The sequence below is a fragment of the Pseudomonas graminis genome (assembly GCF_004364335.1).
GTDB classification, from domain to species: Bacteria; Pseudomonadota; Gammaproteobacteria; order Pseudomonadales; family Pseudomonadaceae; genus Aquipseudomonas; species Aquipseudomonas graminis_D.
Map to the genome: position 1 here is coordinate 110,447 of NZ_SOCR01000003.1, position 26,173 is coordinate 136,619.

Genomic DNA, 26,173 nt, shown 5'->3' on the forward strand with positions numbered 1-26,173 from the left:
TGGCGTGTGTCGCATTCAAACGGGGTTGAACGATGTGAGAAGCTGGTGTGGCGTTTCGGTGGTGGCGGTCTGGAGCGCATGCGCTCAGGCAGCCGTGCCCGCCTACAACTTTTCGATCCCGGCCAAACCGCTGCCGCAAGCGCTCAGGGATTTCAGTCGAGTGACAGGGCTTGGGGTGATTTATACCCAGGATGCGCCCTACGCGGTCGATGCTCCTGCGTTGATCGGCTCGTTCAGTGCGGAACAGGCGTTACGCATTCTGCTGGGAACGTCCGCTCTCACATTCCGCCGCGCCACCGACGACACTTTTACGCTGCAGTCCCGGCCCGCTGAGGGCGCGGTCTCCCTTGGCGCAACGCAGATCGATTCCACACGCACCAGCGGCTACCGCTATCAGCTGCCAGCCGAGACATCGGTGATGCGCAGCGCCACGCCACCGCTGGAAAACCCGCAGGCGGTCAGTGTCGTCCCCGCGCAAGTGCTCAACGACCAGGCGCCGCGCAACCTCGACGATGCGCTGGCCAACGTGAGTGGCGTGACCCAGGGCAACACCCTCGGCAGCACCCAGGACACGCTGATGAAACGCGGGTTTGGCGACAACCGCGACGGTTCGATCATGCGCGATGGCATGCCGGTGGTGCAGGGCCGCAACCTGAATGCCACGGCCGAGCGCGTCGAAGTCCTCAAAGGTCCGGCGTCTCTGCTGTATGGCATTCAGGACCCCGGCGGGGTCATCAATGTGGTCAGCAAGCGCCCACAGTTGCAGTCGGCCAACGCCCTCACGGCCCGGGGTTCAAGCTACGGCGCAGGCAAGAACGGCAGCGGCGGAACATTTGACAGCACGGGCGCCATCGGCGGCGCTGAAGGGGCGTCGACCGGGCTGGCGTATCGCTTGATCGTTGACCACGAAGACGAAGATTACTGGCGCAATTATGGCGTGCACCGTGAATCGTTGGTGGCGCCGTCGCTTGCCTGGTATGGCGATGACACCGAAGTGCTGGCGTCCTACGAGCACCGGGAATTTCTCTCGCCGTTTGATCGCGGCACGGCGATCGATCCGCGTACCAACCGTGCGTTGAACATGCCCGCGACCCGCCGTCTGGACGAGCCGTTCAACAACATGGAAGGGCGCTCGGATCTGTATCGATTCGAGCTCGACCACACGTTCAACGACACCTGGAAAGGCCACCTCGGTTACAGCTACAACCGCGAGACCTACGACGCCAGCCAGGTGCGGGTGACCGCCGTCGACCCGGCAACCGGCACGCTGACCCGCTCCATCGACGGCACCGGCAACGCCCTGAGCACCGATCGCTTCACCACCCTCACCTTGAGCGGCGACACCTCGCTGGCCGGCATGCGGCACGAGGTGCTGATCGGCGTTGATGACGAATACCGCAAAGTCGCGCGCGGTGAACTGATCCGCCAGAAAAGCCAAAGCACGTTCAGCTATGTGAATCCGGTGTATGGCCAGGAAGCGGAGGGCACTCAGGTCAGTGCGGCGGACAGCCATCAGCTCGACATCCTGCGCAGCGACTCGGTGTTTGCTCAGGACTCCGTGCACCTCACCGATCGCTGGATTTTCGTCGCGGGTGCGCGCTATCAAGTGTTCGACCAGCAGGCCGGTAAAGGCGAGCCGTTCATGCGCAATACGGATTTGAACGGGCAGAAGTGGATTCCGCGAGCGGGCCTCGTTTACCGCTACAGCGATGAGCTGTCGGTGTATGGCAGTTACACCGAAGCGTTCAAGCCCAACTCCAGCATCGCCGCGCTGGCGGGCGGCACCGTGCTGGATTCGGCGACCCTGCCCGAAGAATCGAAGGCGTGGGAGCTGGGCGCCAAGTGGGATGCTTGCGATGGCATCAGTGCGACGCTGGCGCTGTTCGACATCCGAAAGCGCAACGTTTTGGTGGCGAATTTTGACTCGCTAACGGCAGAAACCGTGTATACCACGGCGGGGCAGGTGCGCTCGCGGGGTATGGAGCTGGACGTCAGCGGGCAGCTTTCGGAACGCTGGAGCCTGATTGGCGGTTATGCCTTTACCGACGCCTGGATGGTTGAGGACCCGACCCTGAAGGGCAACCGCTTGCAGAATGTGCCCCGGCACAGCGGTTCGGTCTCAGCGGTGTACGATTTTGGCGCGGTGTTGGGCGCCAGCCGGCTGCGAGCGGGCGCAGGCGCCCATTACGTCGGCGACCGTGCAGGCAATCCCGACAATGACTTTGACCTGCCCGGCTACACCGTCGCCGATGCGTTCGCCACCTACGAAATCCGACTGGACGGGCAAAAAGTGAAGTTTCAGCTGAACGTGAAAAACCTGTTCGATCGCACCTATTACAGCTCGGCGGTGAGCCGTTATTTCGTGTCGCTGGGGGATTCGCGGCAGGTGGTGATGGCGACGACGCTGGAGTTTTAACGCGACTGAAACGCCGCCCGGTACTCACTTGCCGTTGCGCCGACTGACTGTTTGAACCGGTTGCTGAAGTGGCTGGCACTCGCGAAGCCGCATTCCAGGGCAATCTCGCCAAACGGCTTGCGCGTCGAACGCAGCAGTTCCCGGGCGCGGTTGAGGCGTCGGGCGAGCAGGTATTGATGGGGCGGCAGGCCGAAGCTTTCGCGGAACATCCGTGCGAAATGGTATTCCGACAGCGCGCACATGCCCGCCAACTGGCCAAGGCTCAAGGGGTCGGCAAGATTCAGCTCGATGAACTCCACCAACTGACGACGCAGATGCGGCGCCAGTCCGCCCTTCAAGCGCAACCCTTCGCGAAATCCCACCTGGCGCAGGACCATATGATCGAGCAGCTCATGGGCCAGGCTGCTGGTGAGCATGCGTTCGCCCGGCTCGCTCCAGTCCATGCGGATCAGGCGATGAAAGCGCTCGGCCTGCAGCGGATCATCCAGAAACGTGTGCTCCTGCAACGCCAGCTGACGCGGCTCGCGGTCCAGTAGCGTGACGCAGTTAAGGGCGAACTGTTCGGGGCTGATGTACAGATGCGCCAGACGGATTTCCCCGTTCACCACCCAGGAAGACTGGTGGCCGGCCGGCAGCGTGCAGATCTTGTCGGGGGCGCCTTTCTTGTCCGGTTGATCGCGGCGGAACGTCCCGGTGCCGCCGTCGATGTAGCACGACAGCGTGTGGTGAGTCGGCGCGTGGTAGTTCTGCGCGTCATGACGGTTGTTCCATAACGCCGCCATCACCCCGTCGCCCAGGGGTGCGCACTTCTCCAGTTGCGCGTGGGGCGAGCTGTTCAGGGATTGAAAAACCTGGATGGTTTCGAGTGACGACATGGGGACTCCTCTACGCCTCGCATCCTACTCCGAGCGCTGCCCCCTGCCAGCGGGGTGACGATCAAATGCGCAAGTTTCTGCAAGTGAGCGCAGACCGGCGCCGCCAGACTGAGCCTTCACTGGGGAGCCTGACATGAACATCACGTTGTATTTGCTGACCGTTTTGATCTGGGGCACGACCTGGATTGCCTTGAAACTGCAACTGGGCGAAGTCGCCATCCCGGTGTCGATCGTCTACCGCTTCGGCCTCGCGGCGCTGATCATCTTCGCCCTGTTGCTGGCGACCGGGAAACTGCAGAAGGTCAATCGTCGCGGGCAGCTCATCTGTCTGGCACAAGGGCTTTGCCTGTTCTGCGTCAATTTCATGTGTTTTTACACGGCCAGCCAGTGGATCCCGACCGGCCTGGTGGCGGTGGTGTTTTCCACCGCGACACTGTGGAACGCGCTCAATGCGCGGATCTTTTTCAAGCAGAAAATCGCGCGCAACGTGGTGATGGGCGGCACGCTGGGGCTGATCGGCCTGGCGTGTCTGTTCTGGCCGGAGTTGGCCGGGCACAGCGCCAGTCGCGAGACCTTGATCGGCCTGGCGCTGACCTTGCTCGGCACGTTGTGCTTTTCGGCGGGAAACATGCTTTCCAGTCTGCAACAGAAGGCCGGGCTGCGTCCGCTGACCACCAACGCTTACGGCATGTTGTATGGGGCAACCATGCTCTGTGTGTATTGCGTGCTGAGCGGTACGCCGTTCTCCTTTGAGTGGAACGCCCGGTACATCGGCTCGTTGCTGTACCTGGTGATCCCGGGCTCAGTGATTGGATTTACCGCGTACCTCACCCTTGTCGGCCGCATGGGCCCCGAGCGCGCGGCGTACTGCACGGTGCTGTTTCCGGTGGTGGCGTTGAATGTGTCGGCGTTTGCCGAAGGCTACCAATGGACCGCCCCGGCGCTGATGGGGCTGGTGTTGGTGATGGCCGGGAACGTGCTGGTGTTCAGCAAACCGAGGGTGGTTGTGGCGGTGGGTGCGAAACTGGCGTGAGAGGCTGGCTGGCGCGGAGCGCCGGGAGCGGCACTCCAACGGGGACCGTGGGAACGATCACGTCAGAAAACCTGTGGGAGCCGGCTTGCTGGCGAATGCGGCAGGCCAGACGCCTGAGGGGGGAATGGTCTGACGCGTTCGCCAGCAAGCCGGCTCCTACGGTTCGTCAATAGCCGGACGGAAGCGAAGCGCCGGGAGCGGCATTCCAACGGGGACCGTGGGAACGATCATGGGGTATCTCGTCCGGTCAAAAGTGCGGCTCAGCCTTTCCACACCTGCGCATTCACCAGGTCCTGCGGTTTCTCGCCCAGCAGCGCGGCGCGCAGGTTGGCGCAGGCGCGGTCGGCCATGGCCTGGCGAGTTTCGTCAGTTGCCGAACCGATGTGGGGCAGCGTTACTGCATTGTGCAGGGCGAACAATGGCGATTCAGACAGCGGCTCTTTTTCGTAGACATCCAGACCGGCGCCGCGAATCGTGCCGTCCTGCAGCGCTTTGATCAGCGCCGGTTCGTCGACGATCGGGCCGCGGGCGATGTTCACCAGAATTGCGCTCTTCTTCATCAGCGACAGCTCGCGGGTGCTGATCAAATGCGTGGTCTTTTCGCTGAGGGGCACCACCAGACAGACGAAGTCCGACTCGGCCAGCAATTGATCCAGCGTACGGAATTGCGCACCCAGTTCCTGTTCGAGTGCGGTCTTGCGGCTGTTGCCGCTGTACAGAATCGGCATGTTGAAACCCAGACGACCGCGTCGTGCGACCGCCGCGCCAATGTTGCCCATGCCCACGATGCCCAGCGTCTTGCCGTAGACGTCGGTGCCAAAATGCGGCGCCTCGATGCTGCGTTTCCAGTGGCCGGCTTTGGTGTAGGCATCCAGTTCGGCGACCCGGCGGGCGCTGCTCATGATCAGCGAGAAGCCCAGGTCGGCGGTGCTTTCCGTCAGCACGTCGGGGGTGTTGGTCAGCATGATGCCGCGTTCGGTGAGGTAGCCGACGTCGTAGTTGTCATAACCGACCGAAATGCTCGACACCACTTCCAGCTGCTTCGCGCCCTCCAATTGCTCGCGCCCCAGCTTGCGACCGGCGCCGATCATGCCGTGGCTGTGGGGCAGGGCTTCGTTGAACTGCGCGTTCAGATCACCCTTTTTGGGGTCGGGGATGATCACGTTGAAGTCTTGCTGCAGGCGCTCGGCCATTTCCGGGGACACGCGGCTGAAGGCAAGGACGGTCTTTTTCATCGGAGAGCTTCTCTCGGCAGTTCAGAAGGGCATTGCGTAGCACGCTAACATTCTTGCCGAGGGATTGGCAGGGTCACCGCCGTAGCGCGTGGATGATGATTAAACCGTCTCCGGCAACACATGGGTCTGCAGGTCCGCTTCATGGGCGGCCATGATTTCCGGCAGCGAGCCGCGCAGGTACTCGACCCAGGTTTTGATCTTCGCATCCAGGTACTGCCGCGACGGGTAGATCGCGTACAGGTTCAGCTCGTGGGAACGGTACTGCGGCAATACCCGCACCAGCGAGCCATTGCGCAGGCCTTCGATGGCCGAGTAGATCGGCAGAATCCCGATGCCCATGCCGCTGCTGATCGCCGCTTGCATGGCGTCGGCCGAATTCACCAGAAACGGCGAGTTGCCAATGGTCACGGTTTCCTGGCCTTCGGGGCCGTCGAACGCCCACTTTTCCAGCGGGAACACCGGGCTGACCAGGCGCAGGCAGGCATGATTGAGCAAATCAGCCGGCCGGTGCGCCATGCCGAACGCCTTGATGTAGGCGGGCGAGGCGCAGACGATGCTGTAGGTGATGCCCAGTCGCTGGGACACGAAGCCCGAGTCCGGCAGCTCGCTGGCGAGCACGATGGACACGTCGTAACCCTCTTCCAGCAAGTCCGGGACGCGGTTGGTCATGGTCAGGTCGAAGGACACGTCCGGGTGATTGCGCCGGTAGCGGGCAATCGCGTCGATGACGTAATGCTGGCCTACGCCGGTCATCGAATGGACTTTCAGCTGCCCGGCCGGGCGCGCATGGGCGTCGCTGGCTTCGGCTTCCGCTTCTTCCACATAGCCGAGAATCTGTTCGCAGCGCAGCAGGTAACGCTTGCCCGCTTCAGTCAGGGCGATGCGTCGCGTGGTGCGGTTGAGGAGTCGGGTTTGCAGGTGGGCTTCGAGGTTGGAGACGGCGCGCGAAACGTTTGCGGTGGTGGTGTCCAGTTGAGCAGCGGCAGCGGTGAAGCTGCCCGCTTGCGCCACGCAAGTGAAAGCGCGCATGTTTTGCAGAGTGTCCATTGGCCGTTCTCAGGTGAGATAGCAAATTGTGACATGAAGTAACTGATCCATGTCAGCCATACCAGAGGATTATCTCCTGTTCGGTAACAAAGATTCGCAGAAGTCCCGGCTTATCGCCGGACTAGACGCCCCCTAGAATCGCCGCATCATCGATTCCCCCTCATTCAGGTAATTGCAGCAGTGCCGCGTCGTCTCGTCAGAGGGCTCAAGCCCCTCAGTGTGTGGGCTTTAACGTTACTCATCAGCGGCTGCATCGGAACTGGCGGAATTGCCCCACAAGGCACAGCGTTGTCACCCGACGCGCTGGCCACCGACGACGCCATCAAGGCGGCCGACAAAGACGCCCACTGGCCGGCCGGTCAGTGGTGGCGCGCCTATGGCGACGCACAACTCAATCGCTGGATCGAACTGGCCGCGCTGGGCAGCCCCAGCCTGGCGATCGCTGCCGCGCGGGTGCGTCAGGCCAAGGCCATGGCGGGTATCGCAGAGTCGGCGGAATCCCTGCACATCTCCGGCGATAGCACCTTGAAACGGCACAACTGGCCGACGGATCAGTACTACGGCCCGGGTGAGCTAGCGAACACCAGCACGTGGGACAACAACGCGTCGCTGGGCCTGAGTTATTCCCTTGATCTGTGGGGCCAGGAAAGCAATCACTCTGAACAGGCGCTGGACATGGCGCACATGAGCGCAGCCCAGGAACGTCAGGCGCAACTGGAATTGCAGGACAACATCGTCCGTGCGTACATCCAGCTGTCGCTCAATTACGCCCAGCGTGACATTGCCGAAGCGACCCTCGCGCAACAGCAGCAGATCGTTGATCTGGCCCAGCGTCGTCTGAAAGGCGGCATCGGCACCCACTTCGAAGTCAGCCAGGCGGAAACCCCGCTGCCCGAAACCCATCGTCAGATTGACGCGCTGGACGAGGCGATTGCCCTGAGCCGCAATCAGATTGCGGCGCTGGCGGGCAAAGGCCCGGGCGAAGGCGCACGTCTGCAGCGCCCGGCGCTGTCGCTGAACGCCGCATTGAAGTTGCCGTCGGCGCTGCCCGCCGAATTGCTCGGGCAGCGTCCGGATGTGGTCGCCAGTCGCTGGCGAGTGGCGGCGCAAGCCCGGGGCATCGATGTGGCCCATGCCGGGTTTTATCCAAACGTCGATCTGATGGGCAGCCTGGGTTACATGGCCACCGGCGGCGGCATGCTGGAATTCCTCGCCGGCAAGAAATTCAACTACAGCGTGGGCCCGGCGATCACTTTGCCGATCTTCGACGGCGGGCGTTTGCGTTCGGAACTGGGCGTGGCGTCAGCAGGCTATGACGAAGCTGTCGCTCAGTACAACCAGACCCTGGTCATGGCGCTGAAGGGCATCTCCGATCAACTGATTCGTCGCGAGTCGATGAACAAGCAACAGCAGTTCGCCGATCAATCCGTGGCCGCCGCACATAAAACCTACGACATCGCGATGGTTGCCTATAAACGCGGCCTGACCGATTACCTCAATGTGCTCAACGCGCAGACGCTGTTGTTTCATCAACAGCAGGTGCAACAACACGTCCAGGCCGAACGCCTGACCGTGCACGCAGAGTTGGTGGTGGCGCTGGGCGGCGGGTTGATGGCGGGCAATGATTCGCCTGCGCCGGAAAGGACCGCTGTGCCGAAAACGCCGGTGTCGCTGGCGGTGTTTGATCGGTGAGCCAGATGATCATTTATCGCGCAGACGGGCCCCATCGCGGGCAAGCGCGCTCCTACAGTGGAATGTGTTTGCCCGATAACGCGCGATCGGACATCGACATGGGTGGGCCTGCCGAAACACGATCCTTTGCTTACGCCGACGGGACTGCCGAAACGCGGTCACCTGTAGGAGCGCGCTTGCCCGCGAAGGCGTCGGGTCGGCCAGCACAGGTGTTGAACTGAAATGACTCACGCCCTGCAATGGTTCAAATCCCTCGAATGGCGCCGCGGCCTCAATGACTGGGCGCGCAGCGATGGCGTGACGTGGATCTACATCGGCAAGGTACTGACCGCAGCATTCCTGACCTACTGGATCGCCATGCGCCTGGAGCTGCCGCAGCCGCGCACGGCCATGATTACCGTGTTCATCGTCATGCAGCCGCAGAGCGGTCAGGTGTTCGCCAAGAGTTTCTACCGCTTGCTCGGCACGCTCGCCGGCTCGGTGGTGATGGTCACCCTGATGGCACTGTTCGCGCAGAACAGCGAGCTGTTCCTCGGCAGTCTGGCGATCTGGGTGGGCTTCTGCTGCGCCGGTGCCGCGCGCTATCGCAACTTCCGCGCCTACGGATTTGTGTTGGCCGGCTACACCGCCGCGATGACCGGACTGCCCGCACTCGCGCACCCCGACACCTCGTTCATGGCCGCCATGTGGCGGGTGCTGGAGATCTCCCTCGGCATCGTCTGCTCGACATTGGTCAGCGCCGCGATCCTGCCGCAAAGCGCCGGCGCAGCGATGCGCAACACCCTGTACCAGCGCTTCGGCACCTTCGCCCAATTCGTCATCACCGGCCTGCGCGGCGAGAGCGATCCGGCGTCGTTCGAAGCCAGCAACGTGCGCTTCATCGCCGATGCCGTGGGGCTTGAAGGCCTGCGCGCTGTCACCGTGTTCGAAGACCCGCACATGCGCCGCCGCAACGGTCGATTGAATCGCCTGAACAGCGAGTTCATGACCATCACCACGCGCTTCAACGCCTTGCATCAGTTGCTTGAGCGCTTGCGGCGACGTGGCGTGACGCCGGCTGTTCAGGCCATCGAGCCCGGCCTGGCTGCGCTGACTCGGTTGCTGGAGCCCTTCGCCGGGCGGGCGCTGACCAACTCGGATGCCGCGCTGCTCGCCAATCGGCTGAGCGTTTACAAGGCCGACCTGCCCGAGCACGTGCGCAGCCTGCGCGCCGAGTTCATCAATACGCAGCCCAGCGACGATGACCTGCTGGATTTCCATACCGCCTACGAATTGCTGTATCGCTTTGTCGACGACATGCACGACTACGCCCAGACCCATGCGTCCCTGGCCGATCACAACCATGCGCGGGAGAAGTGGGTCGAGCCGTTTGTGTCCACCACCAGTTGGCTGTCGTCGTTGGCATCGGGGGTGCGCGCGACGTTCATTCTCGGGGTTATGTCGGTGTACTGGGTGGCGACGGCCTGGCCGAGCGGTGCATCGATGACCCTGGTGTCCGCCGCCACCGTGGCGCTTTCCGCAACGACGGCGAACCCGAGGCGCATGTCGTTTCAGATGGCCTGCGGGACCTTTCTGGGTGCAGTGCTGGGGTTTTTCATCACCTTTTTCGTGCTGCCGCGCATCGATGGTTTTCCCTTGCTGTGCATGGTGCTGGCGCCGGTGTTCGTGCTCGGCACGTTCCTGACCACACGGCCGCAGTGGGTCGGCTACGGACTGGGGCTGTTGATCTTTTTCAGCATCGGTTCGGCGCCGGACAACCTCACGGTGTACAACCCCTATGCGTTCATCAATGACTACATCGCCATGGTCCTTGGCATGCTGCTGTGCGCGGCGGCGGGGGCGATCATTCTGCCGCCCAACAGTCGTTGGTTGTGGCAGCGGCTGGAAGGCAATCTGCGCCGGCAGGTGAGTTTCGCCATCAGCGCGCCATTGCGCGGGATTCGCTCCAGTTTCGAAAGCCGCACCCGTGACCTGATGCATCAGGCCTATGGCCTGGCCGCCGGCAAACCCGAGGTGCAACGCAACCTGCTGCGCTGGATGTTCGTGGTGCTGGAGATCGGCCACGCAGTCATCGAGTTGCGCCGCGAGCAGGACATTCTGCCGGTGCACCCGAGTTACGCCGAATCGCAACCGTGGCGGCAGGCGATTCGCGCCATGGGCCGCTCGCTGATTCGCCTGTTTATCCAGCCTGATCGCCACAACCTGGCGCGCAGCCTGTCGGCCGTCGATCACGCCATCGTCTGCGTGCAGAACACCGATGAGCCCTTTGCGCCGCACTTCGACACCTCGGCGCTGCGCCGGGTGAAAAGCTACCTGCACTTCATCCGCACCTGCCTGCTGGACCCGCAATCGCCGCTGGCAGGCGCCGTGCCGGAACAGGCGTCTGTGGCCTCGCCACAAGGACAACTCAATGCCTCGTGAACTCGCCTTCCACGGCGTTTACATGCCGACCGTGACCGTCATGTTTCTGGTCGCCATGGTGCTTTCCTGGGCGCTGGACCGCTTCATGTCCGGGCTCGATCTGTACCGTTTTTTCTGGCATCCGGCGCTCCTGCGTCTGAGCCTGTTCAGCTGCATTTTCGGCGCCATGGCGCTTACTGTTTACCGTTGAGGCACGTGGGTTGAGATGAAAAAGCTCTTCAGTCTGATCGCGACTTTGTTGATTCTGGCCCTGGCCATCTGGATCGGCCGGCTGCTGTGGGTTCATTACATGGACACGCCGTGGACCCGCGACGGCCGGGTGCGCGCCGACGTGATCAACGTCGCTGCCGATGTCAGCGGCGTGGTGATCGATGTGCCGGTGAAGGACAACCAGCCGGTGAAAAAAGGTGACCTGTTGATGCAGATCGACCCCGAGCATTATCAGCTGGCGGTGAAGCAGGCCGAGGCGATGGTGGCGTCGCGCAAAGCGACGTGGGAGATGCGCAAGGTCAACGCCAATCGGCGCAAGGACATGGACGCCCTGGTGATCTCCGCCGAGAGCCGCGAGGACGCCAGCAACGTTGCCACCTCTGCCCAGGCGGATTATCAGCTGGCGGTCGCGCAACTCGACGCTGCGCAATTGAACCTGCAACGCACCAAGGTGCTGGCGGCGGTGGACGGCTATGTCACCAACCTCAACGTGCATCGCGGCGACTACGCGCGCATCGGCGAAGCGAAGATGGCCGTGGTCGACAGAAATTCGTTCTGGGTGTACGGCTTCTTTGAAGAGACCAAGCTGCCCCACGTCAGAATCGGCGATCCGGCGGACATGCAGTTGATGAGCGGGGAAGTGATGAAGGGCCACGTCGAGAGCATCGCCCGCGCCATCTACGACCGCGATAACCCGGAGAGCCGCGAACTGATCGCCGACGTCAACCCGACGTTCAACTGGGTACGTCTGGCCCAGCGCGTGCCGGTACGCATTCATCTGGATTACGTGCCGGAAGGGGTTGTATTGGCGGCGGGGATTACTTGTACGGTGATCGTGAATCCCGAAACGCAAGATTCAACGCGGTAGCACGTTGAGCTGCGCTATACGCCAGATTTGTGTCTTGCCGGAGGATGTAGCAGCGTGGCGTGTCCGGCGATCTATTGCGCAGTAAGGTTGAATGGGTGAACGCGATACGTCGGCTCTACACAGAACCTGTAGGAGCGCGCTTGCCCGCGAAGAGGCCGGTGCGTCCGACGCATCTCTGTCGCCCATGCTGACGCCTTCGCGGGCAAGCGCGCTCCTACACTTTGAGCCGCGTTATACGCCAGATTTGTGTCTTGCCGGAAGATGCAGGAGGCCTGCCGCAGTGGTCAGTATTTTTTATCCAGCTTGAAACGCTTGCTCAGAATCCACTCAAGCAAGGCCTTCGGCAGTAGCCGTTCCATCAGCGGCAGCGCGCGGCTGCCGTTGCCGGATCGCAATAAACGCGGTGGATGGCTGCGCTGCACGGCGTTGAGCACGTCGCGTGCGAAATCGGCGGCGGGTGTTGGATTGCCCTGGGACGCGTTGGCCCTCGCGCGGATGCCTTCACGCCACGGCCACCACGGCGATTCCTGATGAATGACTTGCTCGGCCTCGTGGCTGGCGTTTTGCGCGAAGTGGGTGTCGATGGCGCCGGGCTGGACTTCCATCACCCTAATCCCGAAGGGCGCCAGTTCCATACGCAGTGCGTCGGTCATGGCATGGACGGCGGCTTTGGACGCGCAATACGCCCCCGCGAATGGCGTAACCAGCACGCCTGAAACGCTGCCGATATTCACCACCAATCCCTTGTTGCGGCGCAGCATTGGAAACAGGGCGCGCGTCACACCGACCACGGAAAACACGTTGGTTTCGAACTGCCTGCGCATGGCCTCGACACCGCCATCCAGCAGCGGGCCAATGCCACCGTAGCCTGCGTTGTTGATCAGCACGTCGAGCCCTTTGCCGTGTTGATCAAGCTCGGCGATCAGTCGATCAATCGCAGCGCTGTCATTGACCTCCAGCGTCACAGCACGAAAACCCGCCGTGGTCAGCGCCTGCACATCGGCCGGCTTGCGGGCGGTTGTCCAGACCTCATGGCCTGCCGCTTTGAACGCATCTGCCATGGCGCGGCCAATGCCGCTTGAACAACCGGTGATCAACACCACAGACATGGTTCAGTCCTTGAGAAAAGAGAAGGGCGGCACTCAGCCTGAGAACGTGCCTTGCAGGCGTTCGGCACGAAACTCCAGGGTCTGCGGCCGATAACCCGGGCGCAGCGGTGGCATCGGCAAGCAATCCTGCCACTGACTACCGGGCAACAAGTCCCCCGGCCCGCGATAGCGCGGCGCGGTGTAGGTGTCCTCGGCCAGATTGACGGTATCGCCCGGCGCGTAAGCGGCGATCTTCCAGCGCAGTTCGGTCAGCGAAACTTTATTACCGTTATCGATCAGCACCAGCAACGGGCGACCCGTCGGGCATTGCTGCGGCGCATAGTTCACGCGCAGTTGCAGACGCTCAAGGCGCTGCTCATCGCGGCTGTCTTCCCAGACCACAAACGCCGCCACGACCCCCAACCCAACCGCTGCTGCCAGGGAAACGGGCAGGGCTCTTGAGGGATAGCGCAGAAGCAGGACCAGCCAGGTGAAGAGGAGTACGGCGCCGAAAATCATCGTGTCGATCTCGCGATTGCAGATGCGGGCATCGTACCGAAAGGGGAGGGGATTGAGCTAATGGTGGTTTGCCTGATTCGACCTGAGTCCGTAGGAGCCGGCTTGCTGGCGAACCCGTTCTGACCCTTACAGGCGCCGTGTTTGAAAGGATGCGTTCGCCAGCAAGCCGTCCCTGCATATTCCGCGAAGGCTCAAACGCCCACAAAAAAGCCCCCGAGAACCCTCTGCGGATGGGGAATACGCAGAGGATTAAAGGGGGCTAGTACTACTCGGTAAAGCGGTATTAACGCGCGATGGTCTGGGTCTTCACGCCGGCTTCGATGCCCGGGGTGGAACGGCCGTAGACGTCTTCGAAACGCTCGATGTCATCTTCGCCCAGGTAGCTGCCCGATTGGACTTCGATGATTTCCAACGGGATCTTGCCCGGGTTACGCAGACGGTGAACCGAGGCGATCGGGATGTAGGTCGACTGGTTTTCGGTCAGCAGGAACACGTTGTCGTCGCAGGTGACCTGAGCGGTACCCGATACGACGATCCAGTGTTCAGCGCGGTGGTGGTGCATCTGCAGCGACAGGCTGGCGCCCGGCTTGACGGAAATGCGCTTGACCTGGAAACGGCCGCCCATGTCCACGGAGTCGTACGAGCCCCACGGGCGATAGACTTCGAGGTGGTTCTGGGTTTCGCTGCGGCCTTGCTCGTTGAGCGTGTTGACCAGTTGCTTGACACCCTGAACCTTGTCTTTGTGGACGATCATCATGGCGTCTTTGGTTTCGACGACAACGACGTTGTCCAGGCCGATCACGGTCACCAGTTTGCCGTTGCCCTGAATCATGCAGTTGCGGCTGTCCTGAATAACGACATCGCCTTTGGCAACGTTGCCGTTTTCATCTTTGGCGCTTACGTCCCACAGGGACGACCAGCAGCCGACATCGCTCCAGCCTGCATCAAGCGGAACCACGCACGCGCGCTGGGTTTTTTCCATGACGGCGTAGTCGATGGAGTTGTCGGGGCAGCAGGCGAAGCTCGCCTCGTCCAGGGAGATGCTGTCGCCTTCCTGCTTGCTGCGCTCGAGGGTCAGCAGGCAATTGTCGTAGATGTCCGGATCGTGCTTTTTCAGCTCTTCCAGATAACGGCTGGCGCGGAACAGGAACATGCCGCTGTTCCAGTAATAGCCGCCGGCCTGGACGAATTCCTGAGCGCGTTGTTCATCAGGCTTTTCAACGAACTGCTGCACGCGGCTGACGCCTTCCGGCAGCAGGGCATCGGCGGTGGACTTGATGTAGCCGTAGCCGGTTTCAGGCTTGGTCGCCGGAATACCGAACAGCACCATTTCGCCACGCTCTGCAGCCACGGTGGCCAGGGCCAGCGCACGTTGCAGGGCTTTCTGATCGTCGATCACGTGGTCGGCTGGCAGCACCAGCATCAACTCGTCACGACCTTCGTTGGCCAGCATCATCGCGGTGATGGCAACGGCAGGCGCCGTGTTGCGACCGAACGGTTCCATGATCACGGCCTGAGTTTCCAGACCCAGCGCATTGAGCTGCTCGGTGACGATGAAGCGGTGATCCTTGTTGCACACCACAACCGGGTGCTGCATGCCGTCGAATTGCAGGCGCTCGACGGTCTGCTGGAACAGGGTGTGTTCGCCGGTCAGTGCCAGGAACTGTTTAGGAAACTGTTTACGCGAAAGAGGCCAGAGTCGGGAACCGCTACCACCTGACAAGATCACTGGAATCATTTTGTTTCTCCGTTAAGCAAAAATCGTTCGAATGGGCTGTAGGTCTTTTCGGTCTTTCTGGTTTTTGTCTTGCATCGCCCGGCGCCCTCCTGGCTGTCTGCTTGCTCCGCAGTGCCTGACGCCGAACGCTTAATCCCGTAAATCCGTGGCAGCGCGCGAGTATTCAAGCGCGCTGCCTGCGGCCTCTCGGCCAGATTCAAATCTGTTACTGAGTGCCCGTCGGGCGCTTGACCCATACCGGCGACAGGCTGCTGCCGCTGCCGGTGACGTACAGAACGGCGGCTTCACCACGCTCCAGTGCAACCGGCTTCAGGTCAGCGACTTTCTTTTCGCCGTCAAACAGCGCGAAGCTGACTTTGACCGGGTTGATTTCACGCTCGCCGGTGCCCTTGGCAGACACAGCCTTGACCACGTCGGTTTTGCCGTCAGCGGTTTTCAGGGTCAGTGCCTTGTCGCTCAGGTTCTGTACGCGAACCAGGGACTTCTGCTTGTTCTTGAACGGCGGCTCTTCAACCAGCTGAGGCGCGCCGGAGGTGTTGTTGACGATGGTGTAGTAGTGATCGCTGGCCAGTTTCACCGGCAGCGACTGGCTGCCGACTTTGGCGGTGTAGTCGCCCTGGGGCATGAAGCCGAAGTCACTGCTGGCCAACGGGCCGATTTCGTTGAGGCTGGTGTTGCCGACGCTGGCGGAGATTTCGCTGCTGCTGGCGTTGTAAACACGTACGAAGGTCGAGCCTTTCGGTGCGGTCGGGCCATACAGGGCGGCGTCGCCACCGGCGAATGCGGAAAGGGATACGAAGCCCAGGCTCGCGGCCAGCACGCAGGTTTTCAGCAGGTTGGTTTTGCTCGAACGAACTGGCATAGGGTTCTGCGAAGTCATAGTCAAAAAGTCCTCTCAGTTTTGCGCCCGGGTGGGCGTCTTGGAGTTGTTGGCGTTGTCCGCCAGATTCTGTTGGGGGTCACGGGCCTTTTTGAGTTCAGCGATCCACTGTGGGTCGAACTCGGTCAGGTCGTTGTGAGCGGGCAGGTAGCGTTCCGGGAATTCCCAGATCAGCACCTGCGGGGGGCTGCTTTTGAAGGCGTCGGTCTGCAGGTACTTGAGCATCGGCAGGATCGGGCCATGGCCGTCTTCGGCGTAATTCACGACGTCTGCGTGCAGCGCCTGTTTGAGCGCACCGGCGAAGTTCCAGTTCGGGTTGGCGCTGTAGCTGGTGCCGACCAGGCCGACCGCAACCGAGTCGTCAGCGAACAGGGCATCACCGCTTTCGCCGGCAGCCTGAGCCGGGTTGGTGCTGCGCTGCTGCAGGTCGTCCGGCTTGGGCAGCAGGTTGCTGAACAGCGGATCCAGCGGCAGGAAGTTGGTCAGATCGCCCTTGTAGGGTTCGGTCGTCTTGGCTTCGGTGACGAAGTTCTGCGGTTCAACGTTCAGCGGCACTTGCTTGCTGATCACGTCACCCAACTGTTGGGCAACGATTTCCGCGCCCATCGGCGTCCAGTGAGTGTCGGTGCGCAGGAACACCTGGCCCTTTTCCTTGGCGCTTTGCAGCGGCGTCAGCAGGTCAGGGGCGAGGATGCCGGCCTGATTCACTTGAGCGTGGAACTGCTGATACAGGTCGGTGTGCAGCGTGGCCGGTTTGTTGTCACCGACGTGCTCCGGATACAGACGGGTCTTGGCCGGAATGATCGCCAGCACCAGCTGCGTGCCCTGCTTTTTCAGGGTGTCGCGCACGCCCTGGATGATCGCCAGGTTGTCCGCTTCGTTCTGCTCGCTGTTGGCAACGGCGTCGAATTCTTCGTCGGTGTACAGCCACTGGTCTTTGCCCAGAATCACCCCCGGACGACCTTCGTTGAACACCTTGTAGTCCAGCGCCGCCCAGAGGTTGGTGCCCAGACGCTTGATCGGGAATGCTTCGTCGTAGTGGGTTTCCACCGCTTTGGTCCAGTGACCGTTGAGCACGGTGGTTTCTTTCGACGTCGAGAAACCGACAAAGCTGCGCAGCGACCACAGGCCCAGCACCAGCAGAATCGCCAGGAACAGGAAGATGTAGAGGAAACGTAATGAACGGGTCATGTCAGGCTCCTCAGAACTGGAAGTAAAGGAACGGCGAGAAACTGGCCGCCGAGAGTTTCAGGATCGATGCCACGAACATCAGCAGGATCAGGGCGCGCATGGCATAGCGCGACCAGTCGACGGTCCAGTAGGCAGGCTGAACCTGCGCTTCGGTGCCGACGATGTAACCCGGTTGATGAATGCTGCCCGGCTTGTCGCCCGGTACGGCCTTGATCAGGCCTGGCTCGGCAGCGGCAGGGCCATCGGCCTGCACGGCTTTGTCGGTCGGCTTGGCCGGGGCGCGGTTGCGGTAGAAATCACGCAGGCCGAAGAAGGCGAGGGTGATGTACGCCACGACCAGGGTCGCCACTTGCAGGCCGGTGAGGCTGGCGCGGTTGAGCTCCGACAGGCCGAGATCGCTGAAGCTGAACATGGCGCCGTACATGCGGGCAGCAACGTGCAGGTTTTCCGAACGGAAGATGACCCAGCCCATGACCACCAGCAGGAAGGTGAAGGCCCAGCGAACAACGTTGAACGTGCGCGGCGCGGTGTTCAGGCCGATGGCTTTTTCGATCGCCAGCCAGACACCGTGCCAGGCACCCCAAACGATGTACGTGATGTTGGCGCCGTGCCACAGACCACCGAGCAGCATGGTCAGAAACAGGTTGCGGTAGGTCGCGACCTTGCCGCCACGGTTGCCGCCCAGCGTGATGTACAGATAGTCACGCAGCCAGGTCGACAGGCTGATGTGCCAGCGACGCCAGAACTCGGTGATCGACTGGCTGATGTAGGGCTGTTTGAAGTTTTCCATGAAGCGGAAACCCATCATCAGACCCAGGCCGATGGCCATGTCGCTGTAGCCGGAGAAGTCGAAGTACAGCTGAGCGGTGTACGCCAGCGCGCCGAGCCATGCGTCACCCGTAGTGGGGTTCTGCAGGGCGAAGCAATGGTCGGCGACCACGGCCAGCGTGTCGGCAATAAAGACCTTCTTGATGAAACCCTGCATGAACCGCGTGCAGCCTTCGGAGAACTTGTCGAGGGTGTGCGTGCGGTTGTTGAACTGGTCGACCAGGTCGCGGAAACGCAGTACCGGTCCAGCAATCAGGTGCGGGAAGATCGCCACAAATGCCGCAAAGTCGATGAGATTGCGCGTCGCCGGCGTGTCGCCGCGGTACACGTCGATGATGTAGCTGATGGACTCGAAGATGTAGAACGAGATACCGATCGGCAGCAACACGTGGGTAAGGATGAACGGTTCAAGACCGATCGACGTCATCATTGCGTTGATGCTGTCCACGCCGAAGTTGGCGTACTTGAAATAGCCAAGGATACCCAGGTCGACCACAACGCCGAGCAGCAGCCAGCGCTGTGCCGGTTTGGTTCTGACCCCGGCGGCGCCTACGCGCAGGCCGATCCAGTAGTTCCACAGCGTCACACCTGCGAACAGTGCCAGGAAGTCCACTCGCCACCACGCGTAGAACACGTAGCTGGCGACCAGCAGCAGCAGGTTGCGATAGCGTTGCCCGCTCAGGTAGTACAAGCCGAGAAACACCGGCAAGAACAGGAACAGGAACACGTTGGATGAGAAAACCATCCTTTATCTCTCCATTTGTCCAACATCAAGGGCCGAAGCCCCCCCAAACCCCCCACGAAAAAATGGAGGGGTGAAACGTAAATCCGAACGACCGACGCCGACTGTGTGGGAGCGCGCTTGCCCGCGATAAGGCCAGTACATCCGACACAGTTATGTCGTCTGGAAAATCGCTTTCGCGGGCAAGCGCGCTCCTACATTGTCACGTGGAGGCTCTTAGGAACCGCCCTTGTCACCCTTGTCGTGTGTCGGGTCATAGGTGCGGGTCACGTCGCCGCCGAGGCGGAAGTTCTTGAACGGTTGCATCTTGTGTTTCTGTTCAAGCACATCCGGGCCGCAGTCATAAAGCGAGCAGTACGGTTCCAGCCAGGCGAATTTCATGTCGGTTTTCAGGTCCGTCATGTCTTGCTTTTCGCCATCGCGGGCGGCGAATTCACTGCCCGAGTTCTTCACGCCAGCCAGCACGCGATCACCCAGACGCTTGAGGGCGCCGTTGTTTTCCTGACGCAGATCGACACCGTTGGCCTGGGCGAAACTCGCAATCATGGCCAATGGCGGAAGTGCATAGTTGTGGTACGCCAGCGCGCGCTGTTTGCGTTTCAGCTCGTTCGGCAGGAAGCCCTGCGGGTCAACCTGATTGGCGCCGATCTTGAATTCCTTCACCGCCCAGTCGAACAGGTCCTGGCGATTGGTCGCCACTGCTGTGGACATCACGGACCAAGCGGCCCAGTACGAGTGGTTGTTAGTCTTGTCGAGCGGCAGATTGTTCCAGTCGCTGACGACGTGGTCCGCCAGTTTGCTGAACCAGGCTTCGATCACCTGCGCTTCCTGCTGGCGGGTGGCCAGGGGATGCGATTCGGAGAACTTCAGGCGCAGATAGGCGGACGACATGCTGCCCAGTGCCCATTTGCGCATCGACTTGCCGGTGTGGTTGAAGTCGGTGGACTCCAGCGCATCGGCCTTGGCCCAGGTGGTCAGCATGTTCAGCGCGCAATCGAGCTGCTCGGGACGACCGTCGCGCATGTACTGCATCACCACTTTGCTGGTGGCGCGCTCCATGTTCGTGATGTCTTTCGTTGCATCACGGAACGCCTGGTCCGACACCATGTTCAACGTGGCGCGAGCCTTGTCCGAGCCTTCATATTTGCTGCGAAACTGCAGCGGACCGGTGTAGGGCTGCGGGATCGAGTCACAGCTGAACTTGCCCTGGCCTGTCTTGAATTTCTCGACACCTTCGTAATAACCCTGTGGCGGGACGAGTGTCGACGCAGCGCTGGCGCCGGTGGCGAACAGTGCCGAGGACATCATCGCCAGCGACAGAAGGGTAGGGAGCATCAGTTTTGGAGTGTGCATAAGAGCCTCATAACCCGGCTTGCGCGGTTTGATGCGCGACATTCGGGAACACGTTGCGTTTGCATACTTTCGCTTCGACTTGCTGTGGCGCAGCGCCCGCTTCCGGACCCTGCACTTCCAGTGCGAGCAATTGCTGGTCAGCCCAGTCCTTGTCATCGCGCAGTTCGAAGGAGAAGCGCCCGTCGGTTTCAGATGTTTCAGGTTTTTCGATCTTCAAGTCTTCGTGACGACCGTTCATGTACCAGAGGCGCGCCTGAAGGGTTTTGACGGAGTTGTCGGCGAACTTGATGTCAATCTGATTACTGCCGTTGCGCACATCCTTGATGCCATTTTTGCCGTTGACCAGCAACTCGTTGATCCCTGGTTTGAGGGTAGTGCTGGTGCTCATGACCGCCGGTTTGCCTTCACAGCCGTTGTCCAGCAGCGACATCATCTGGCGATAGATGGTCTCCTGGTCCAGGCGATAAAGCGGCGAGAATTCCCAGATCAGAATCTTCGGTGGGTGTTTCTGGAAGTCTTCGCTGCCCAGGTACTGCAGCATCGACCCTTCAAGGCCGCCGCCCGGGAAGGCGACGTTCAGCACATCGGCACCAATGTATTCCTGCAAAAAGCCGGAGAAGTTGTAGTTCTTCCCGCTGTGACTGGTACCGACCAGTGTGATTTCCGGGTTGCCGGAGTCACCGAACAGGTCGCCGTCGGCCGCTTCGCCTTTGGGCTCTGTCTCAAACTGGTCCATGTACTGAATGGCATAGCTCGTGCCGCACAATTGACCGGCCATATTGTGAAGAGTGCCCTTCTTGCCCATGCGACCTGACAAGTGGGTCTCGAATTCACGGCGCGGAACACCTGCAAAAGCCTGCATCTTCTTCACGGAATCAGCGACGATTTTGGCTGTGCGCTGAGCGCCATACGGCGTCCAGTGCTGGTCACCGCGGAAGTAGAAGTCGTGGGCCTGTTGCTCGTTGGTCAACGGCGACAGGTCCGGCACGGTGTAACCCATTTTTGCGAAACGACCGAGCATGGCCTGGTAGTTGCGCAGCGCGGTGTTGTAGTCGAACTTGTCGCGTTCAGCCGGGAACAGCTTGTTGCGATCAACCAGTCCGCGGGTCGGCTGATACACGACCACCAGCTCTACGCCCTTGCTCTTGAAGGCATCGTGCAGCATTTGCATGCGGCGATAGCCTTCAGGCGTGGTGTCGAATTCGGTGCGCAAGTCTTCACGGGTCCGGAACAGCCAGTCGCCCTGGGCCTGAACCAGTGTGGTGAAGTTCTGCTGATAGCGGCTGACGTAGTTTTTTTCGTCGTGCGCTTCAGGGCACAGACTGCAGCAAGGCTCGGCCGTGAAACTCGGGGCGGTGGTGTCCGCTGCATACGCGCCATTGCTGGCGGCGAACAGTGCAGCGGTCAGGCCCGAGAGGCTGAGCAATTTGATCAAATGTGCGTGCATAGAAATATCTTCCTCAGTCCCGGAGTTGTTTCTGGCTTTCGACCGGGTCGATCAACACGGCTTTCTGTTGGCGCACCAGCAGATCGAGGATTTCGTCCTGACGATCGCCCAGAACACCGTTGAAGCTGATCCCGCTGGATTTGGTCGGTGCGAGCATCGCCACTTTGTACAGCTCGACGCTCAGAGGCGAATCGATGGACAGGGGGCCTGAACCGTTGGAGGTCAGTTCGCCGCCGACCAGGACCAGCGAGACTTCAGCATCGAACGGGTCGAGCTTGATGTCGCGGTCAGTGTCCGACAGGTCCTTGATGTGGCCGTAAACGCCCATCAGACCGTTACCGATGGCCAGGTTTTCGTACAGCTTGATGTTGGTGCTGTTGCGAACCCGGATCCCGTGACGCTTGTTGGCGAACACACGATTGCCCCACAGCAGATTGTCGGCACTCTCATACAGGGTGATGCCGTCGGTGTGGTTACGGTAGATCTCGTTGTACGCGACCAGATTGTTCACGCTGTTACGGTCAAGGACGATGCCGGACAGGTGGTTGTCGTAGGTCTTGTTGTTGATGATGAAGCTGTCGTTCACCTCACGGGAAACGATGATCCCGTGCTTCTTCTTGGTCCCGTACACCGTGTTTTCGGCAATGATCAGACCGTGGGAACGGTCATGGGGGTCGATACCGTAAATGATGTTGTCGTGGTAGGTGCTGCCCTTGACCACGAAGTCGCGGGTTTCATAGCAGTAGAAGCCGTACCACATGTCCGAGAAGTCAGAATTGACGATCCAGCCGGTGGGCTCGGCGCGGTTCATCTGCGCCTTCATGTTGGGCGTGTACTGGGAAATACTGATGCCGTACGACTTGCTGTTGTTGTAACCCAGGCTCGCCACTTTGGTGTTGAACATGTAGGTCTGGGTACCGCCCCAGGACAGCAGGAACGGGCGGAATTCCTTCGGCGTCTTATACGTCGACGGGCCATTGGTCTTCTCGTTCCAGCCGGTCAGCTTTGTATCGGACATGAACAGCAGGTTGTCGTTGACGATGAACGCACCGGCGTCCTGAGACAAGCGCAGCTCGGTGGTCTTCTTGTCGATTTCGAAGATGCCGTTCTTGCCGACGACGATCGGCAGACGCGCCAGGAAGATGCCCGGCGAGGTTTCGCTCAGGTACTGTTTAGGCACCTTCTTCGCCAGCTCCTGCAGGGTCATGTAGCCGTCTTCGATGAAGATCGCCTGTGGGATGCCGTGTTGACGGGCCACCCATTCGGCCATCTTGTTGTCACCGCCGATGAATTCCTTCAGCGAGTCTTCCTGCATCATGCGTTTGATCGCAACCTTGCCCGGCTTGCCGCGCACGATCTTCTTCTGCATGGCCTGCTGGGTGTAACCCGACAGGTCAGGCAGTTTTGGCTTGTCCATCAGCAGCGGCTCGATGGGCGGACTGGTAACGGTGTAGGTCTTGGCCTCATGCAGACCTTTGACCACTTCTACCTTATCGTCGGCCGGATGCGCCGCAGGGGCGTGGACCGGCAACGGGCTGTTGGCCATGGCTGCAGTGCTGGCGAGCAGCAAGGCGCTGCTCAGCACAGCACTTTCCAGCAGGCCATGGGGCCATGCCCGGTGACGCAATCTGCTTGCTTGACTGTTCATCTCATTGCACTCCTATCGCGGCTTGCATCAGAAGCGCCAGATGACGTCGACGATGGCGCGGTGCATGTAGTCGTCTACACCGCTGTGATACGCATCGCCCGGTTTGAACACGCCTGCACGCAGACGAATCAGCGCCGACGGTTCGTCGAACGACTGGCTTACCGCAGCCGGCAGCAGGCCTTGCTTGAAGTACTTGGTGACGACAAGGTCCATTTCCTGACCCAGGTCCTTGCGGCCATCTTCGAGCGGCAACGAGGCAAACGTGCTGACGCCATCGGAGTCGACATTTTCCTGAGCAGGGTTGATACCCGCGCCGCCGATGCCCGAGTGGCCGTCGACACGACGGAACTTGTGGTAGATCAGCGAGGCGTCGTACTCGTCCTGCATCTGCCAGGACGCGAACAGCGAGCCGGACTCTACGTTGGCCATTTCGCCCTGGAACGCTTCACCGAAGCGATGCACGCGCGAGCGGGTACCGGTCCAGTTCGAGCGGTTGCTTTCCAGGCCGTTCTGTTCGTAGTTCTTGCTGGCGCGGGAGTAGGCGCCGCCCACTTGCCACATCGGGTCCAGGCGGAAACGCAGGCCCAGGTCGGTGGCCCAGCCGTTGACGTTTTCGTTGTTCTTCTCGCCGGCCACGTACTGATCTTCAGCAGCGTTGTAGGTGGTGCCGATGCGGTCACGATCGCCGGTCAGCCAGGTCAGGCTGCCCCAATAGTTGACGGTGTTCAGGTTGCGGTAGTTGTAGGCGTCGCTGTTGGCCTGCAGACCCAGCCAGGTCAGGTCGCCACGCGAAGTCTTGTCCAGGTCGTCGATGGCTGAGCCCTGTTGTTTCAGGCTGCCGCCATCATGACTGTGGTGCGCGCGAACGCCTGCCCACTGCCCCGGCGTCCACTGGTATTCCACATCCCCATACAGGTGCGAGCGATCCTTGTCCTGCGCCGACAGCTCGGTCAGATCGGTGCGGTATTCGCTGAAGCGCTGGGCGGCGCCCACTTCTGCCTTGAGCAGGGTGGTGTCGAAGGTCCAGTTCACCGCTTCGATGTTGGTGTCGTGCCACTGACCATCGTCATTGCGCAGGCGCTGACGACCGACTTTCAGGATCTCGCCCGGGTAAGGCGTGAAACCGCTGTAGCCGATCCAGAATTCGCGCAGGGCCGCGTAGCTGTCATCCACTTTGCGACTGTTGGACGTGCTGCGCGAACGTTGGGCGCTTTGACCGTTTGCGTCAGTGACCTGCTGATCCAGCGGGTCGGTCTGAATGGTGTCGGTCGCGGTGACGACCTGGCCCATCGCGTAACCGCTCCAGTTGCCCCACTCGCCATAGGCCCATGGACGCAGATCCAGACCGACACCGTTGACGTCGCCACCGCTGCGGGTGCCGAGGTCACGGTCGTCTTCCATCTGGCCGGTCGCTTTGACTTCGATGCCGAAATTCTGAGTGTCGGTCAGGGCTGCCAGTGTCGGTGTGGCCCAGATCAGGGAGAAGCCCAGACCGAATCCGGCTGCCATCAGAGGGTTCAACTTAAGCTTCATAGAGGTGCGTCCCCGCCGTCTTTTTCTTCTTGCAGTGTCTGCAAGGCCAACGCGTTTTGCGCGGTTGTGCCACGGACCTGCTGTTCTCGCTGGAGAAGGCTCTGCGCCTGGGCGCGCTTCTCAGGCGGCAATTGTTCGTTCAGTTGTTGCGCAAGATCCGTCGCTTGCGGCGTGCCCTGGGCCAGTGCGAGCTGGCCGAAGACCCATGCGTTGACCGGATCAGGCTTGATACCTTTGCCTTGCGAGAACAACTGCGCGAGGGCGAAGTCGGCACTGTTCTGGCCACCGCGTGCGGAGGTCAGCAACTGGTCGACAGCTTTCTGCGGGTCTGGATGGCCCAGATAACCCCGGCGATAAAGCTGACCCAGGTAGTAATGCGCGGAGATTTGCGTCGCAGCGGCCTTGGTCAGGTGCTCTTCGGCTTTCTTCGCATCCGGCAAGACCAGCTTGCCTTCGTAATACAGCTTGCCCAGCAGCAGCTCGGCGCGCGGTTGATCCGCAGCACGGCCGTTGTCCAGGTATTCCATCATCTTGTTGACATCACCCAGTTCGGGGAAGTCGTACAGCAACTGCGCCAGGCTGACCCACGAAGCGGGGTAACCGGGGGCCACTTTTTCCAGCAGCGATTGCGCGGTTTTTTCGTCCGGCTTGCCGATTGTCGAATCCGCCAGCACGCGAGCGACGCTGTCGACACGCATGGCAGGCACGCTGCCCATGGCGTAACCGCTTTGCATCTGCTCGATCAGCGCAGCCTGTTTGTCGGCTTCGCCGCGCTTCTGGTAGACCGTCGCCAGTTCGGTGTAGCAAACGTCAGTGGTGCGCAGCGCTTGCTTGCAGATGCTTTCGACTTCTGCCAGATGCTGGTCGTAGGTCCCCTGGGTGCGATACAGCAGCACCTGGGCCAGACCCGCTTCCGGATAACCGCCCGCGCGCCATTCGTTGATCTTTTGCTGCGCGTTGACGTTCGGGAACGTGTGCGGGTATTGCAGATAGAGCATCGCCAGCGGGATCAGCGTGCCGGCTTCGCCATTGGCGAAAGCCTTCTTCAGCAGACCTTCGGCTTCACGCTGCTCGGCTTCGGTGGAGTTCGGCTTGACCGCCAGCAACTTGCCCAGACGCGATTGCGCCCGAGGCGAAGTGGCGGCTGCGGCACGGTAAGTCGCCTCGGCCTGCTTGATCAGCTCCGGGTCGCGGGTACCCACCTGGATGTCCGCGAGGCCGACCTGTGCATCGCTATAGCCCAGGTCCGCCAGTTGCCGATAGTTTTGCTCCGCCAGCGCGGTGTCGCCGCGTTTCAGGGCTTCGTTGGCCAGGCGCTGATCGGGCAGGCCGGCACAGCCGCCCAAACCGATAGCGATCGCCAGGCTCAACAATGTAGGGGCTGACAAACTTCGTAGTGGGCTAGCCAT

General features: G+C 61.1%; 20 protein-coding genes. 6 read left to right on the forward strand and 14 right to left on the reverse strand.

All coding sequences use genetic code 11. The features are described from left to right. Positions 1–4 precede the first annotated feature (4 nt). Positions 5–2,416, forward strand: coding sequence for a TonB-dependent siderophore receptor (locus EC919_RS05555; protein WP_432213791.1), 2,412 nt, complete (start codon positions 5–7; stop codon positions 2,414–2,416). On the opposite strand, the gene EC919_RS05560 is transcribed toward EC919_RS05555, so the two are convergent. Beyond that, positions 2,413–3,291, reverse strand: coding sequence for a helix-turn-helix domain-containing protein (locus tag EC919_RS05560; protein ID WP_133772016.1), 879 nt, complete (start codon positions 3,289–3,291; stop codon positions 2,413–2,415). The two genes, EC919_RS05555 and EC919_RS05560, sit on opposite strands and share 4 nt — an antisense overlap. A 133-nt stretch (positions 3,292–3,424) precedes the next feature. On the opposite strand from EC919_RS05560, the gene EC919_RS05565 reads away from it, so the two are divergent. Continuing rightward, positions 3,425–4,324, forward strand: a complete 900-nt coding sequence (locus tag EC919_RS05565) for a DMT family transporter (RefSeq protein WP_133772018.1) — start codon at positions 3,425–3,427, stop codon at positions 4,322–4,324. A 260-nt stretch (positions 4,325–4,584) separates the two neighbouring features. Here the strand turns inward: EC919_RS05565 and EC919_RS05570 are convergent, their stop codons facing one another. Both EC919_RS05570 and EC919_RS05575 read right to left on the reverse strand, forming a co-directional pair. Then, positions 4,585–5,559: a 2-hydroxyacid dehydrogenase gene (locus EC919_RS05570; RefSeq protein WP_133772020.1), complete on the reverse strand. Its 975-nt coding sequence runs from the start codon at positions 5,557–5,559 to the stop codon at positions 4,585–4,587. A 99-nt stretch (positions 5,560–5,658) separates the two neighbouring features. Further along, positions 5,659–6,606, reverse strand: coding sequence for a LysR family transcriptional regulator (locus EC919_RS05575; RefSeq protein ID WP_133772022.1), 948 nt, complete (start codon positions 6,604–6,606; stop codon positions 5,659–5,661). A 180-nt stretch (positions 6,607–6,786) separates the two neighbouring features. Here EC919_RS05575 and EC919_RS05580 point away from each other — a divergent pair, with 180 nt between their 5' ends. The 4 genes from EC919_RS05580 to EC919_RS05595 all read left to right on the forward strand — a co-directional run bounded on the left by EC919_RS05580 (position 6,787) and on the right by EC919_RS05595 (position 11,797). Continuing rightward, entirely contained in the window at positions 6,787–8,298 is a 1,512-nt protein-coding gene (locus EC919_RS05580; protein ID WP_133772024.1) for an efflux transporter outer membrane subunit, read from the forward strand. Positions 8,299–8,520: 222 nt separating this feature from the next. After that, the gene (locus EC919_RS05585; protein ID WP_133772026.1) at positions 8,521–10,719 is read left to right on the forward strand and encodes an FUSC family protein; all 2,199 of its coding nucleotides are present in this window, start codon (positions 8,521–8,523) and stop codon (positions 10,717–10,719) included. Then, positions 10,709–10,909: a DUF1656 domain-containing protein gene (locus EC919_RS05590; RefSeq protein WP_065991906.1), complete on the forward strand. Its 201-nt coding sequence runs from the start codon at positions 10,709–10,711 to the stop codon at positions 10,907–10,909. Before EC919_RS05585 ends, EC919_RS05590 begins: the two co-directional genes overlap by 11 nt. 15 nt (positions 10,910–10,924) lie before the next feature. Beyond that, positions 10,925–11,797 (forward strand): efflux RND transporter periplasmic adaptor subunit, encoded by an 873-nt coding sequence (locus EC919_RS05595; protein ID WP_133772028.1) that lies wholly within the window; start codon positions 10,925–10,927, stop codon positions 11,795–11,797. 284 nt (positions 11,798–12,081) lie between these two features. Here the strand turns inward: EC919_RS05595 and EC919_RS05600 are convergent, their stop codons facing one another. The 11 genes from EC919_RS05600 to algK all read right to left on the reverse strand — a co-directional run bounded on the left by EC919_RS05600 (position 12,082) and on the right by algK (position 26,173). After that, positions 12,082–12,906 (reverse strand): SDR family oxidoreductase, encoded by an 825-nt coding sequence (locus EC919_RS05600; protein ID WP_133772030.1) that lies wholly within the window; start codon positions 12,904–12,906, stop codon positions 12,082–12,084. Positions 12,907–12,939: 33 nt separating this feature from the next. Further along, positions 12,940–13,404, reverse strand: a complete 465-nt coding sequence (locus tag EC919_RS05605; protein ID WP_133772032.1) for a multidrug transporter — start codon at positions 13,402–13,404, stop codon at positions 12,940–12,942. A 283-nt stretch (positions 13,405–13,687) separates the two neighbouring features. Next, complete coding sequence (locus EC919_RS05610) at positions 13,688–15,142, reverse strand: mannose-1-phosphate guanylyltransferase/mannose-6-phosphate isomerase (RefSeq protein WP_133772034.1); 1,455 nt, start codon at positions 15,140–15,142, stop codon at positions 13,688–13,690. Positions 15,143–15,347: 205 nt separating this feature from the next. Further along, positions 15,348–16,004 (reverse strand): alginate O-acetyltransferase AlgF, encoded by a 657-nt coding sequence (locus tag EC919_RS05615; RefSeq protein WP_122536132.1) that lies wholly within the window; start codon positions 16,002–16,004, stop codon positions 15,348–15,350. A 33-nt stretch (positions 16,005–16,037) separates the two neighbouring features. Beyond that, positions 16,038–17,213, reverse strand: a complete 1,176-nt coding sequence (locus tag EC919_RS05620) for an alginate O-acetyltransferase (protein ID WP_133772036.1) — start codon at positions 17,211–17,213, stop codon at positions 16,038–16,040. A 10-nt stretch (positions 17,214–17,223) separates the two neighbouring features. Next, positions 17,224–18,786, reverse strand: coding sequence for an MBOAT family O-acyltransferase (locus EC919_RS05625; RefSeq protein ID WP_133772038.1), 1,563 nt, complete (start codon positions 18,784–18,786; stop codon positions 17,224–17,226). A gap of 213 nt (positions 18,787–18,999) precedes the next feature. Then, on the reverse strand, positions 19,000–20,136 hold the full coding sequence (locus tag EC919_RS05630) for a mannuronate-specific alginate lyase (protein WP_133772040.1): 1,137 nt from the start codon (positions 20,134–20,136) through the stop codon (positions 19,000–19,002). 7 nt (positions 20,137–20,143) lie between these two features. Continuing rightward, the gene (locus EC919_RS05635) at positions 20,144–21,583 is read right to left on the reverse strand and encodes an alginate O-acetyltransferase (RefSeq protein ID WP_133772042.1); all 1,440 of its coding nucleotides are present in this window, start codon (positions 21,581–21,583) and stop codon (positions 20,144–20,146) included. Positions 21,584–21,596: 13 nt separating this feature from the next. Then, a complete protein-coding gene (algG, locus tag EC919_RS05640; protein WP_133772044.1) occupies positions 21,597–23,231 on the reverse strand; it encodes a mannuronan 5-epimerase AlgG in 1,635 nt (544 codons plus the stop codon). Between the two features lie 27 nt (positions 23,232–23,258). Then, entirely contained in the window at positions 23,259–24,764 is a 1,506-nt protein-coding gene (locus tag EC919_RS05645) for an alginate export family protein (RefSeq protein WP_133772046.1), read from the reverse strand. Then, entirely contained in the window at positions 24,761–26,173 is a 1,413-nt protein-coding gene (algK, locus tag EC919_RS05650) for an alginate biosynthesis TPR repeat lipoprotein AlgK (protein ID WP_133772048.1), read from the reverse strand. The genes EC919_RS05645 and algK overlap by 4 nt, the downstream gene beginning before the upstream one ends.